The 12,591-nt window shown below is 70.3% G+C and carries 13 protein-coding genes; 4 read left to right on the top strand and 9 right to left on the bottom strand.

Translation table 11 applies throughout. The features are described from left to right. Positions 1–42: 42 nt before the first annotated feature. Complete coding sequence (locus tag QMK34_RS37440) at positions 43–1,323, bottom strand: MFS transporter (RefSeq protein ID WP_326419502.1); 1,281 nt, start codon at positions 1,321–1,323, stop codon at positions 43–45. Between the two features lie 192 nt (positions 1,324–1,515). On the opposite strand from QMK34_RS37440, the gene QMK34_RS37435 reads away from it, so the two are divergent. Further along, complete coding sequence (locus QMK34_RS37435; RefSeq protein WP_326419501.1) at positions 1,516–2,427, top strand: LysR family transcriptional regulator; 912 nt, start codon at positions 1,516–1,518, stop codon at positions 2,425–2,427. A 62-nt stretch (positions 2,428–2,489) separates the two neighbouring features. On the opposite strand, the gene QMK34_RS37430 is transcribed toward QMK34_RS37435, so the two are convergent. The 6 genes from QMK34_RS37430 to QMK34_RS37405 are packed head-to-tail and all read right to left on the bottom strand — an operon-like array spanning position 2,490 to position 8,118. Beyond that, complete coding sequence (locus tag QMK34_RS37430) at positions 2,490–2,690, bottom strand: tautomerase family protein (RefSeq protein WP_326419500.1); 201 nt, start codon at positions 2,688–2,690, stop codon at positions 2,490–2,492. Positions 2,691–2,732: 42 nt separating this feature from the next. Then, positions 2,733–3,590: a DUF6282 family protein gene (locus QMK34_RS37425; RefSeq protein WP_326419499.1), complete on the bottom strand. Its 858-nt coding sequence runs from the start codon at positions 3,588–3,590 to the stop codon at positions 2,733–2,735. Beyond that, the gene (locus QMK34_RS37420; RefSeq protein ID WP_326419498.1) at positions 3,583–4,263 is read right to left on the bottom strand and encodes an RraA family protein; all 681 of its coding nucleotides are present in this window, start codon (positions 4,261–4,263) and stop codon (positions 3,583–3,585) included. The genes QMK34_RS37425 and QMK34_RS37420 overlap by 8 nt, the downstream gene beginning before the upstream one ends. Then, positions 4,260–6,410 carry an isocitrate/isopropylmalate family dehydrogenase gene (locus tag QMK34_RS37415; protein ID WP_326419496.1) on the bottom strand — a complete coding sequence of 717 codons (2,151 nt, stop codon included), beginning with the start codon at positions 6,408–6,410 and terminating at the stop codon, positions 4,260–4,262. Before QMK34_RS37415 ends, QMK34_RS37420 begins: the two co-directional genes overlap by 4 nt. Continuing rightward, a complete protein-coding gene (locus QMK34_RS37410; protein WP_326419495.1) occupies positions 6,407–7,168 on the bottom strand; it encodes an alpha/beta fold hydrolase in 762 nt (253 codons plus the stop codon). Before QMK34_RS37410 ends, QMK34_RS37415 begins: the two co-directional genes overlap by 4 nt. Further along, the gene (locus QMK34_RS37405) at positions 7,165–8,118 is read right to left on the bottom strand and encodes a hypothetical protein (protein ID WP_326419493.1); all 954 of its coding nucleotides are present in this window, start codon (positions 8,116–8,118) and stop codon (positions 7,165–7,167) included. Before QMK34_RS37405 ends, QMK34_RS37410 begins: the two co-directional genes overlap by 4 nt. Before the next feature lie 756 nt (positions 8,119–8,874). Between QMK34_RS37405 and QMK34_RS37400 the strand changes: the two genes are divergently transcribed. Continuing rightward, positions 8,875–9,684: a hypothetical protein gene (locus QMK34_RS37400; protein WP_326419492.1), complete on the top strand. Its 810-nt coding sequence runs from the start codon at positions 8,875–8,877 to the stop codon at positions 9,682–9,684. Further along, positions 9,681–10,274, top strand: coding sequence for a class F sortase (locus tag QMK34_RS37395; RefSeq protein WP_442785298.1), 594 nt, complete (start codon positions 9,681–9,683; stop codon positions 10,272–10,274). The genes QMK34_RS37400 and QMK34_RS37395 overlap by 4 nt, the downstream gene beginning before the upstream one ends. A gap of 67 nt (positions 10,275–10,341) precedes the next feature. Here QMK34_RS37395 and QMK34_RS37390 read toward each other — a convergent pair whose 3' ends face one another. Further along, positions 10,342–10,713, bottom strand: coding sequence for a MerR family transcriptional regulator (locus QMK34_RS37390; protein ID WP_326419490.1), 372 nt, complete (start codon positions 10,711–10,713; stop codon positions 10,342–10,344). 64 nt (positions 10,714–10,777) lie between these two features. On the opposite strand from QMK34_RS37390, the gene QMK34_RS37385 reads away from it, so the two are divergent. Continuing rightward, entirely contained in the window at positions 10,778–11,962 is a 1,185-nt protein-coding gene (locus QMK34_RS37385; RefSeq protein WP_326419489.1) for an MFS transporter, read from the top strand. Positions 11,963–11,965: 3 nt separating this feature from the next. On the opposite strand, the gene QMK34_RS37380 is transcribed toward QMK34_RS37385, so the two are convergent. After that, positions 11,966–12,580 carry a TetR/AcrR family transcriptional regulator gene (locus QMK34_RS37380; protein WP_326419488.1) on the bottom strand — a complete coding sequence of 205 codons (615 nt, stop codon included), beginning with the start codon at positions 12,578–12,580 and terminating at the stop codon, positions 11,966–11,968. Positions 12,581–12,591: the final 11 nt, after the last annotated feature.

Genomic DNA, 12,591 nt, shown 5'->3' with positions numbered 1-12,591 from the left:
GGGGCCTTCAGGGGCAGTAAGCGGGAGGGTGGGCGGGCGAGGTCAGGTGGTCGGGTCCGCGTCGCGGGACAGCAGTGTGCAGACCAGCGTCACCAGGGCGATCACGGCCATGATCGCCGCGAACAGGTAGAACGTGGACGACAGTCCGATGTGGACGGATACCACGCCCGCCGCGATCACCGGGACCGAGATCGCGAGGTACGCCACCACGAAGAAGGTGGCGAGCACCTGTCCCCGCTTCGCGGCCGGGGCGGCCTGCGTCACCAGCCGGGTGCCGCCCATGAAGGCGAGGCCGAACCCGACACCGGTGACCGCGTCACCGAGCAGGAACAGCACCGCGCTCGAGACGAAGACCGAGGTCGACACCACCGCCATGCCGACGATGAGCGCCACGCAGCCGAGCACCGAAGCGGTCTTGCCGGACACGCGGGTGAAGCCCAGCTGGGACAGGCCGCCCACCCCTTGGACGGTCAGGATCACCAAACCGGCCACCAGGTGGTTGTTCACGTGGAGCAGCTCCTTGGCCAGGCTGCCGCCGAGGCCGAGGTACAGCCCGCCCACCGACCAGGCGGCCAGCACGCCGAGGCAGCCGATCACGAACTGCTTGCGCGTCTCCGGCGGGATGCTGATCCGCTGCGGCCGGAGCAGCGCGCCGAGCCGGAGCTTGTCCTGGCGGGTCACCGTCTCCGGCACGCGCAGGGCGATGACGACGAGGACCACGGCGGAAGCCACCATCAGGACCACGTACGGCGTCCGCAGCGGGAAGGGGGCCCACTGGGCGAGCGCGCCGGCGAGCACCGCGCCGACGGCGATGCCCATCGACGTCGACATGCTGTTGACCAGTGCCGCGATCCGGCTGTCGCGCCGGGGGTGCAGTTCGGTGAGCGCGGCGGCGGCCGCGCCGGTGAACACGCCGGTGGCCAGGCCCTGCAGCAGGCGCGCGACGCCCAGCCAGACCGTGCTGTCGGCGAGCAGGAAGACCACCAGGCTCGCCATGAGCGCCACCACGCTGCCGAGCAGCACGGGACGACGCCCGACCCGGTCCGACAGGCCGCCCGCGAGCAGGAGGGTGACGACCACGCCGCCCGCGTACATCGCGTAGATGATCGTCAGCGTCGCGGCGGAGAAGTGCCACTGGGCCTGGTAGTCGACGTAGAGCGGCGAGGGGGTGCCGCTGGCGGCCAGCGCCAGTGCGATGGCCGCGGTGACGACCCGGAAGGCGGCGGCGGACCTCGGCGGAGACTGCTCGGCGGGCACCACCGGCACGGAGTCCCGCATCCCGGCGTCGCTGGTGGACGAGGTCGCACTCATTTGCGAGGGCATGGGTATTCCTTCGTGTGGTTACGCGGTGGTACTCAGCGATCATCCGGCGGCCGGTGAGGGCGAACACAAGGAAACACCGGAGGCCAAGTCAAGGCTAGGTGCCGTCGAGCCCAGTGTCGAAGACTTGAGTTCCTATGCCAGGTATAGGTGTTAAGCTATACATCAGTTGAGTGCGACGCCTGGGGGTTTTCGGTGGAAGAGCTGGACGGCTTGGAATTACGTCACCTCAGGTATTTTCTCGCCGTCGCCAGAACGGGCAAGATATCGGCAGCGTCACAGGAACTCGACATCGCCCAGCCGAGTCTGAGTCAGCTCATCCAGCGCCTGGAACGCAGGCTCGGCATCACGCTGTTCGTGCGCAACGCCCGTGGTGTCGAACTGACCGCGGGCGGCAAGGTGTTCCGTGACGGGGTGGAGCAGATCCTCGACCAGCTCAAGACCGTACTGGCCGAAGCGGGTTCGACGTCGAGGGCCGTTCGGGTGGGTGTGTGCGCGGGAGTGCCGGCCAGTTTGCTCGCGCTGATGGAAAAAACGCTCGCCCTGCACTGCTCGGCGCCTCCGGGGAAATCGATCGGGACGACGTTCAGCGCACACGCCTCGACCCGGCAAATCGAACTGCTGAGACTCGGCGAGCTGGATTTCGGAATCGTGCGCCTGCCCGCGGACGAACCCGATCTCATCGTCGCCACGGTCTGCGATCAGGAACTCGGTGTCGTCACGCACATCGACCATTCTCTCGCGAAGAAAGAATCGTTCACCTGGAACGATCTGCGGGGTCAGCGACTGCTGTGGTTCGACGCCCGGCGCGCGCCCGGATACGCCAAAAGGCTGCTGGCCGAGGTGACCGCGTACGGCTGGAACCCGCGGCTGCACACCGTGGACGGCGACCGGCACGCACTGTTCACCTACACCTTGGGCTCGGTGCACGATCTCGTCGCCCTGCGCCCGGAATCGACCGTCGCCACGGATCCGCAGCTGGTGTGGCACCCCCTCGCGGAGACGGACGTGCCGCGGGAGCGGCTCGGCCTCGCCGCGCTGCGGGACGGCGGCCACGCCGCGACGGTGCGGGAGATCGCCGCGGCCGGGGACCTGCTCCCACGCTGAATCGGCTCCCGGCGTCGCGACGAGGTTCCGCCGCGAACGCCGGGTGCCGAGAGCCCGGCGGTCTACTTGGCGCGCGCGGCGCGGGTGGTCAGCGTTTCGCCCGCGATGCCCCAGTTGTCCTTGCTGGTCTCCTCGATGGTGATCCAGACCGACTCCGGCTTCGCGCCGGTCGCCCGCACGTAGGCGTCGGTCAGTTCGGCGACGATGGCGCTCTTCTGCTCGGTGGTCTGCCCGATCGGCTGGTTGACGTGGATGAGTGGCATTTCGCGCTCCTGTAACTGTTTGGTGGTGGGGTGGTTCGGTCCTCAGACGGCCAAGAGCCGGCTGGGGGTCTCGACGGTGAGCTCCCTGATCTGCCGCGCGGTCAGGCCCGCTTCGGCGAACCAGCGGGCGCTGGTCCGGAGCCATTCGTCGATGTCGGGCTGGTCGGGCTGGCCGAGGTCCGAGCTGACCACGAGCCGCGGGTGGGACCACAGGATCTCGGTGAAGCGGGCACCGTCGTGGTGCCCCAGCAGCCGGGTCAGCCCGGTCAGCTCCAGGTGGACCTGCGTTGTCCCGGCCAGCGACTCGATGTCCGGCGTGGTCAGGCCGCACATCGGGTGCGTGGGGTGGGTCAGCAGCAGCCGGTCGAGCCCGCACTCGAGCGCGGCGTCCACGATGCGGAAGACCTCGTCGCGGCTCGCGTGCCCGGTGGCGAGGACCACTGGCAGATCCCGCGCCGCGCGCAGCACTTCCCAGACCGCCGGGGTCAGCTGCCCCGACTCGTCCGTCACTCGCAGCCCGCGGAGTCCGGCCACGTCCAGCAGCGGGTGGAAGGGAACGCGGTCGAGCGCCGAAGCGTGCCGGGAGCCGACGAGGGTGGGCAGGTAGACCACCAGCCTGGCGGGCCCGTCGTCGCCGTGCTGGTACACCGCCCGCTCGATCGTCCTGGTCTCCAGCCCGCCGCCGATGTGGTTGAGCGTCAGCGAACCGGAGACGGGCAGCCCTTCCTGACGGGCCTCCCACGCCACCGAGGCCGTCGAGCCGAGATGGCTCTTGGCGACGACCCAGCCGTCGTGGGCGGCGTAGCGACGGCCGGCCTCCAGCACGGAATGACGACGCCGGTAGAGGTCCGCGCCCGCGTGGTAGTGCAGGTCGACGACCCCCGAGGCGAGCTCAAGCACCGGCGCTTTCCTTTTCCTGCCAAGGAGTCGCGTACCCGAAGGTCTTCCTGGCCTCGTCGAGGCGCTGTCCCCGCCCGATGGCGTCGGCGATCTCGCGCTCGGTCGCGTCGACGCGTTCGGCCCGCTCGGCGACCTCCGCCGCCCGGTCCGCCGGGACGACCAGCGCGCCGCTGTCGTCCGCGACGATCACGTCACCGTGGCGCACGGTGACCCCGTGCACGGCGACGGGCTCGCCGACCTGGTGCAGCTCGACCCGGTTCTTCCCGCTGACCATGGTGATCCCGGTGCTGAACAAGGGATATCCGGCCTCACGGACCTCGGCGAGGTCCCTGGCGGAACCGTGGAGCACGGTGCCCTGGACCCCGCGGGCCTTGGCGACCGCGGTGAGCAGCGATCCCCAGTTCGTGCACGAGGTGTCGCCCCCGTTGTCCACCACGACGACCGAGCCCGCGGGGACGTCGTCGAGGTAGTTGGCGGCGTTGCGGAACTTCGGTCCGTCCCCGCTGACCGGCCGGTAGGTCACGGTGTGCGCGATCCCGCAGGCCCGCGCGCCGGGCACCCTGGCGGCGATCCCGGCCAGCACACCGGAAAGGCCCAGGCTGTCCAGCGCGTCGGAGATGGCGGCGGTGTCGAGCGCGGCGAGGCGCTCGACCACTTCGCGGTCCGGCTTCATGACTCCTCCTGACGGGTGAGGGCCCGGCTGACGCTCCAGGCGAAGAAAGCGGCCGCGTAGTCGACGACCTCGGGCCCGCGATGGGGGATGGACAAGGCGAACCCGTGGGTGGCGCCACCCACGGAGACGTCGGCGGTCAGTTCGAGGGTGCCGGAATACTCGGTGGCCCCGCCGGACCAGACGGCCTGCCCGCGCAGCTCGACGACTTGCCCGGTCGGGGACTCGTCGAGGCCCACCCGCTCCAGGCCCGCCTGGAACTCCTTGTCCGCAAAGGAAAGTTCGACGCCGGAGAACGAAAACGGCCCGGCGTCGGCGAGTTCGGCGAAGGCGTCACGCCCGGCGCGGCTCACCACGTGCGGGGCCAGCAGCCGGTCCAGCTGCTCCGGTGGCGCGTCGGTGGTGACCGTGACGTCGACGTACGGGTAGTTCCACAGGTAGGACACCTTGGCATCGACCGACGAGGCCACGGCGTCGACGTCAGCGGCGATGTCCCCCTCGATGACGCCGAGCAACCGCCAAGTGCTCGCCGGAGGACGGCTGACGTGCGGCAGCCGGTCGATCGCGGCTTCGGCCATGGGCAGGCATTCCCGGGGCGGCCCCGGCAGCATCAGCACCAGGGTGCCGGGCAGCGCGACACGAGCGCCCCACGCGGTTCCGTTGCTGTTGGGCACCAGGTCGCTGCCCGCCGGGAACGACGCCTGACGCCGATTGTCCTCGTGCACGGGCAGGTTGAACGACTCCAGCCGTTCACGCACCGCTTGCCACGCCTCCTCGCGGTGTTCCAGCGGAGTGCCGCAGGCGGCCGCGACCGCGTCCCTGGTCACGTCGTCGGACGTCGGGCCGAGGCCGCCGAGGACGACGACCACGTCGTCCACCCCGAGCCGGGACCGGACGGCGTCCTGGATGTCGGCCAGCGTGTCGCCGACGGTCAGCCGGGCCCGCACCTGGTAACCCGCCCCGTCCAGCAGCTTGCCGACCTCGCCGCTGTTGGTGTCGAGCACCGCGCCGCTCAGCAGCTCGTCGCCGATGGCGATGACCGACGCCTGCCTGCCCGGTCCGGTCGAGGTGAGCGCGTCCTCCACGGCGGCCGCGGCCGCCGACGTGGTCGCGGTGCCGCCGAGGTCGTAGGTCACCGACCGGCGTGCCCGCACGACAGCCCGCACGGCGGCGTGGATCTGCGCGGCCGGGGCAGGCAGTTCCAGGTGCTGCAACAGGTGTGTCGCGGTCAGGAACAACGCCATCGGGTTGGCTTTCGCCTGCCCGGCCATGGCCGGGGCGCTGCCGTGGACGGGCTCGAAGTAGCTGCCGTCGTCCCCGATGTTGCCGCTGGGCGCCAGGCCGAGGCCACCCATCACCCCGGCGCCGAGGTCGGACAGGATGTCGCCGAACATGTTCTCCGCGACGATGACGCCGAACCGCTCGGGACGGCGCACCATCCACAGCGCGACGGCGTCGACGTTGAGGATCTCGGTCTCGATACCCGGGTATTCGGCGGCGATCAGCTCCAGGCGTTCACGCAGGTAGTTGCTGCTGTCGCGCAGCACATTGGGCTTGTCGGCCAGCGTCAGCAGGCGATGGTCGTGCTTGCGCGCGTATTCGAAGCCGAACCGCAGCAGCCGGTCGATGCCGTGCCGGGTCTGCAGCCGCAGGGTGGCGGTGGTGTCCGCGGGGCCCGACGCGGCGGCGTTGGGATGGCCCTTGACCAGGTCCCACAGCGCGCCGTCCATGCCGTGGAAGTCGAGGCCCGCGTAGAGACCCTCGGTGTTCTCCCGGATGACCACGAACCGGAACCGGTCGGCGCGCAGGTCGACGACGGGACGGACGTTGGCGTACAGCGAAAGGCGCTGGCGGAGCTGGAGCACCGGCGAGACGTACTTCAGTCCGGTGCCCCGCAGGCCGTCGACCAGCTCGCGTTCCGCCTCACGGACGGGCTTGCTGGTGATCGCGCCCAGCAGGCAGGTGTCGGTCTCCTCCAGCAGCTTCCAGGTCGCGGGCGGGATCGCGTCGCCGGATTCGCACCACGACGTCCACCCCACCTCACCGGCCCGGAAGTCCAGCGGCAGCCCCATCCGTTCGAGGACGGGCAGCACGGCCGAGACCACCTCGGGGCCGACACCGTCCCCTGGCAGCACAGCGACGCTCTTCATCGGCCGGGGTTCTCCTTTGCGAAACGGGTGAGCGGACCGGCGACGAGCTCCGGCCGGTCGTGATGTGGACGCATGCCGGCGCCGGGCACGGACACGATCTCGTGCCGCGCCCCGCCCGCCACGTGGGCACGGGTGACGAGCTGGGACCGCTCGCCGACGACGTGCAGCAGGGGACCCGGATAGTCGGTGACCAGGTCGACGAGATCGAGTCCGAGCAGGAGACGCATCCCCCTGGCGATCCGGGTTCCGGCCGCCTCGTCCGGGGCGCCGTCTCGGGGCCGCGGCGGCGGGGGCCCGGCGCCTTCGGGTTGGACCAGCCGTTCCAGCAGGGCCAGCGAAGCCTCGACGTTCCCGCTCTCGGCCAGCACCGCCACCGAGGTCAGGCGCTCGGCGAGCACCGGGTCGGCGCGGGTCGGGGACGACACGAGGGCCACGCCCCGCGACGGCTCCACGACCGGCGCGAGCGCCTGCGCGACGGCGCCGCCCAGCGCGTTGCCCAGCAACAGCTCGACCGGGCCGAGTTCCGCGAGCTCCGCCGACCACCTGGCGGCCAGCTCGGGCACGCCGGTCATCGTCTCGTCGGCCAGCGAGAGGGTGTCGACGACGGTGACGTGGTAACCGAGCCCGGTCAGCAGCCGGGTGACGGGCGCGAAGAAGCGCCCCTCGTCCCACTGCGGGAGGACCGGGGAGAACACCAGCGCGTGCCCGCACGCGCTGGTGTTCCCCGCCGGTGCCAGCCGGAGGTGCGCGTCGATCATCCCGCGGCCGAACCGGCCAGCGCCTGCCCCGAGGACAGCGTCCTGGCGAGGTTCACGGCGTGGCGGTGATCGTCATGGACGATGCTGCTGCGCGACTCCACCGAGAGGTCGAAGTGGCCGAGCACCAGGTCGGGCAGCGGGAGCGACGGCGCGGACTCCGGCACGCTGCTGCCGAGCAGGTCGGCCAGGTACAGGACGGTGCCCAGGTCGTAGCCGCCGTCGGGGTCCAGCCGGTTGAGGTAGGCGATCCAGTGCTCGGCGACGAGGTTGCCGGGGCCCTTGCCCATGCCCAGCAGCGAGGAGTCCATCCAGGTGGCGCCCGCCTGCACCGCGGACAGCGCGTTGGACATCGCCAGGCCGAGGTTGTTGTGCGCGTGCAGCCCGATCGCGCACGAGGCCACCGAGTGGCACAGCGTGGTGAGTTTGGCCGTCTGCGCGGGGAGCAGGCTCCCGTTGGAGTCGGCGAGGTAGAGCACGTCGGCGCCGGCGTCCGCCGCGGCGACGGTGAGGCCGACGACCTTCGCGGCGTCGATCTGGGAGACCCGCGTGAGGTTCACGCACACCGTGAAGCCCACCTCCTTGGCCTGGCGCACGCAGTCCCACGCCGCGGCCGGGTCGCCCGCCGGCACGCACACCCGCAGCAGCCGGGCGCCCGCGCGGTACATGGCGGGGATGTCCTCGCCGTCGATGTTCTTCGGGTGCAGGATGAGCCCGACGTGCCCGGCCCCGACCTCGTCGGCGATCGCGGCGATGTACTCGTCATCGCCCCGCCCGGTCAGGCCCAGGTCCGGGGTCTGCTTGAAAGACCCCTTGCGGTAAGCGATCTCGACCCAGTCGAAACCGGCCGCGACACTCAGTTTCGCGTGCGTGCGGGCGTAATCGAGATCGAACGCGAATCCGTTGCGATAGCCGCCATCACGCAACGTGACGTCAATGTTGACAAGAGACACCAAAACCCCCAGGTTTCCACAACGGTGAAGTCGAGATGAATAAAACAAAGAACTGATCGCACCGGACGCGACGGAGACCACAACCCCAGTAAGGTTCTCCGCAAAACGATCGGCAGCGATACGAGCGATCGGCGCGGTCACAGTTCCCAGCCAGCGTGACCGCGCGACGATCCCTCCCCCCAGTGCCAAGTTATTTGAGGGCCATTCGGGTGTCAACCTGACTTCGGCCTATAGCTTCCATAGGTCCGGAGCTATCTGTACCGAGAAAGCAGGCCATAAGCCCTGCTCAGCGGGGCCGGATATCTATTGGCGGTTAAGAAAAACCGCTTACCGCAACTCCTATGACAGATATCACGCTTGTTACTTAATGGGAATGGCATTGACTTACCGCGGGTACATTTATCGTTATTACTAATCAGTAACCCTGTCGACTTCGCCCTTGATGTCGGTTTCTCCATTGCCGGAACCGGCACCGGTGACGCAGCAGGATCGGCTCGGCGCGGCCAGTGACACGCGGCCGCGTGCCGTGTTACCTTTCGGTAGCGACGCCGAGGGCTTTCTCGCCGGGCTCGTCAGCTCACGAGCCGTATGCATCGGTCGTTGGAGCCCGTGCGTTACCGAATTCGGACGTGTCTTTCCTCACCTTCGCCGCGTTTCCTTTTCGGTCCGTCGTGGGGCAGGATCTCCGCAATCGCTCGCCGGTGCCGTGTTCTTGGGAAGTCGCCGTTCTTTGGAAGTCGTTCTTTGGGAGTCGTCGTGAAGAAGCCCCTCGGTCGTCTCGCGGGTGCCGCGCTCGCGGGTGCCGTGCTCACTCTCGCCCTCGCGCCCGCCGCGTCCGCGCAGACCGGCGATCCCAGCAGCAGCCCGGCCACCACCTCGGACAGCCCGACCGCGGTCCCGACGGAGACGTCGTCCGCCAGCGAGACGCCGTCCACCTCGGTCACGCCGACCTCCGGGACCCCGGCCCCGCCTGCCGCATCCGCTCCTCAGACACACGGCGAGAAGCAGCAGGTCAAGACCACCGAGGCGACCACGTCCACCACGCCGCCGGAGAAGCCGTACCAGGACAACGTCGGCCACGGCTACGTCAACCTGTCGGGCGAAGGTGTGCTGGTGATCGCCTGCGCGTCGGGCGCGCCCTCCGACGTCGCGACCGCGAACCTGAGCGTGGTCGCCGGACCGGACCAGGACGAGGCGGACGGCCGGTACTGGAACTACGACGTCCGGGTCGTCGGCGCCGTCCCCGGCGCGACGGCGAGCTTCAGCTGGACGTGCGACAAGGTCGCGGGTCAGGGTGAGATCGAGTTCGAGCAGGCACCGCCCGAGCAGACCAGCACCCCGGAACCCACGCCGAGCACCCCCGCGACCACGAGCACGACCACCACGCCCCCTGGCACCAGCGCTGCGACCCCGAGCACCACGACCGGCACCACCGCTGACACCACGGCTGACACCACGGCGGCGACCGGTCCGGTGCAAACCGGCGGCACCCAGCCCAGGGCGCAGGTCCGGTACGCGCCGAAGGGCGGGGTCGAGACCGGCTTCGGCGGCACGGCCCGGTTCTGAACCCCGTGACGACCAAGGTCCGCCGCGCCGCCGCAGTCCTGCTCCTCTGCCTGACGGCGACCGGCTGCGGTTCCCCGGACTCGCCGCCGCCGCCCGCCGCGGCCGCGGACACGGCCGTCCCGATCACCAAGCCGTTCAAGGGCCTCCGGCCGACCTCGGTGCGGATCCCGAAGATCGGCGCGGAGTCCAGCCTGATCGCGGTCGCCGTCACCGTAGACGGCAAGATCTCCGTCCCCTCGGTCAAGACGCCGATGCAGGCGGCCTGGTACCGGCTGTCCCCGGTGCCCGGCGAGATCGGCCCGGCGATCGTGCTCGGGCACGTCGATGGGGACCGGAAGCCCGGCATCTTCTTCAAGCTCAAGGACCTCGTCGCGGGCGACGAGGTCGACATCGACCGTAACGACGGCAAGCACCTGAAATTCGTGGTCGAGCGCACCACCCAGGTCCCCAAGGACCAGTTCCCGCAGGACGCCGTCTACGGCAACAGCGACAAACCGCAGCTGCGGCTGATCACCTGCGGCGGCGTGTTCGACCACGCCGAGCACAGCTACCAGGACAACGTCGTGGTGTACGCCGACCTGGTGCCCTGACCGCGCCGCTTCAGGACGGCTCTTCGGTGGCTCCGGTCGCCCGGCTCAGAATGTCCTCTGTGGACGATCAGCGCTGAGCCCGCGTCTCGCGCACCGCGTCGAGATACGCGGCCACGGCGTCGCGGTTGCGGATCAGGCAAGCGATGCGCTCGGTCATGCGGTCACGTTCGGCTTCGAGGGTGGCGAGCATTTCCGGGGTCGCGTCGGGGAAGTGGATGACGCGGGGTTTGTCGAGGCAGGGCAGGATCCGCCGGATGATCCTGGTCGGCAGCCCGGCGTCGAGCAGGCCCCTGATCTGCAGGACACGGTCCACCAGCTTCGCGTCGTAGGCGCGGTAGCCGTTCGGGGAGCGGGCGGAGTTGATCAGGCCCTGCTCCTCGTAGTAGCGCAGGAGCCGGCGGGAGGTCGCGGTCCGCTCGGACAGCTCGCCGATCCGCATGTGCTCGACCTCACCTCAGCCGGGTTGACCCTCACACATATGTGAGGGTTGGAGCATAACCGGCATGTCCGACCGGAACGCAGCAAAACCGAGACTCCCCCTCGGCGCGCTGGTGGCACTGACCACGGCCGCCTTCATCACCGTCCTGACCGAAGCCCTGCCCGCGGGTGTGCTGCCCGCGATGAGCGCGAGCCTGCGCGTGAGCGAGTCCGCCACCGGGCAGCTCGTGACGATCTACGCGCTCGGGACCGCGGTTTCGGCGATCCCGCTGACCGCGGCCACCGCGGGCTGGCGGCGCAAGCGGCTGCTCTTGGCCGGGGTCGCGGGCTTCGCCGTCGCCAACACGGTCACGGCGCTCTCGGCGAGCTTCCCGCTGACCCTCGTCGCCCGGTTCGTCGCCGGGCTCGCGGCCGGCGTGGTCTGGGCGCTGCTGGCAGGCTACGCCCGCCGCCTGGCACCAGAACGCTTACCGGGCAAGGCGATGGCGATCGTGATGGCCGGGATCCCGCTCGCGCTGGCGCTGGGCGTGCCCGCGGGGACGTTCCTCGGCGGGGCGCTCGGCTGGCAGGTGACGTTCTCGGCGATGTCCGCGCTGGCGCTGGTCCTGCTCGCCTGGATCGCCGCGCTGGTCCCGGATTTCGCCGGGCCTGGCCGCGGCGGGCGGGTTCCGCTCGTGCGGACGCTCAGGATCCCCGGGGTGGCCCCGGTCCTGGCCGTCACCCTGGTTTTCGTGCTGGCACACACCATTCTCTACACCTACGTCGCCACATTCCTGGCATCGCTGGGCATGGGCGGCTCGATCGACGTCGTCCTGGTGATCTTCGGCGGCTGCTCACTGCTGAGCATCTGGCTCGTGGGCGCGCGGATCGACCGCGGCCTGCGAATGCTCACCCTCGCTGGGACCGTCCTGGTGGCCGTGGCCGTCGTCATCCTGGCCGCACTGTCGGGCAGCCCCGGGCTGGTCTACCTCGCGGTCGCGCTGTGGGGCCTCGGCTGGGGAGGCGTCCCCACCCTCCTGCAGACCGCGGTGGGCGACGCCGCGAGTCACACCGCGGGTGACACCGCGCAGGCCATGCTCGTCACCCTGTGGAACCTCGGCATCGCGGGCGGTGGCGTGGCGGGCGGGCTGCTCCTCGACGGCCTCGGCGCCGCGTCCTTCCCCTGGAGCGTCCTCGTGCTCCTGCTACCGGCACTCGTCGTGGTGACCGCCGCGCGCGCACACGGATTCCCCGCCGAACGCGCTGCGTGACCCTCACGGCCGGGGGGCGAATCCGCCGCGGAGGGCGTCGAACAGCTGCTCGAGGCGGGCACTGTGGTCGTCCACCACGGCGCTCGGCGGCTCTCCTGCGGTACGGCGACGCGCGGTCTCCATCAGCACGGTGGCGTAACCGGCGATGAAGAAGGCGGCGAGCAACGACCCGTCGCCCTCGAAGGCAGAGTCGCGTTCGAGCTCTTCGGCGAGGGTCCGCTGAAGATCGGCGGCGATCTCCCTCGCGCGCGCGATCAGCGCGGGCGACGCCGCGACCGTCCGGAAGAAGGGGACGGATCGGTCGTTGACGCCGGAGAGCGGATGACCGGCGTCGACGAGGCGGCGGGTCGCGTCGCGCAGGGACGTCAGCACGTCGGCGTCCGGCGCGCGGTCGCGCACCGACGCGCGCAGGAGCTCCTCGGCATCGACCGCGCGATCCAGGAAGAGGTCCTCCTTGCGCGGGAAGTGGTTGAAGACCGTCACGCTCGAGACCCCGGCCTCCCGCGCGACCTCGGCGACCGTGACCGTGTCGTACCCGCGCTCGACGAACAGCCGATTAGCGACCGCCAAGATCCGCGCACGCGTCTGCGGCCCGCCTCGCTCTCCGGTCCGGGGCATCCGGCCTCACT

It is taken from the genome of Amycolatopsis sp. H20-H5 (assembly GCF_035828755.1).
In the GTDB taxonomy this organism is placed as follows: Bacteria; Actinomycetota; Actinomycetes; order Mycobacteriales; family Pseudonocardiaceae; genus Amycolatopsis.
Note: the sequence above shows the minus strand (reverse complement) of the source record. Positions and strands in the feature narration are given on the sequence as shown.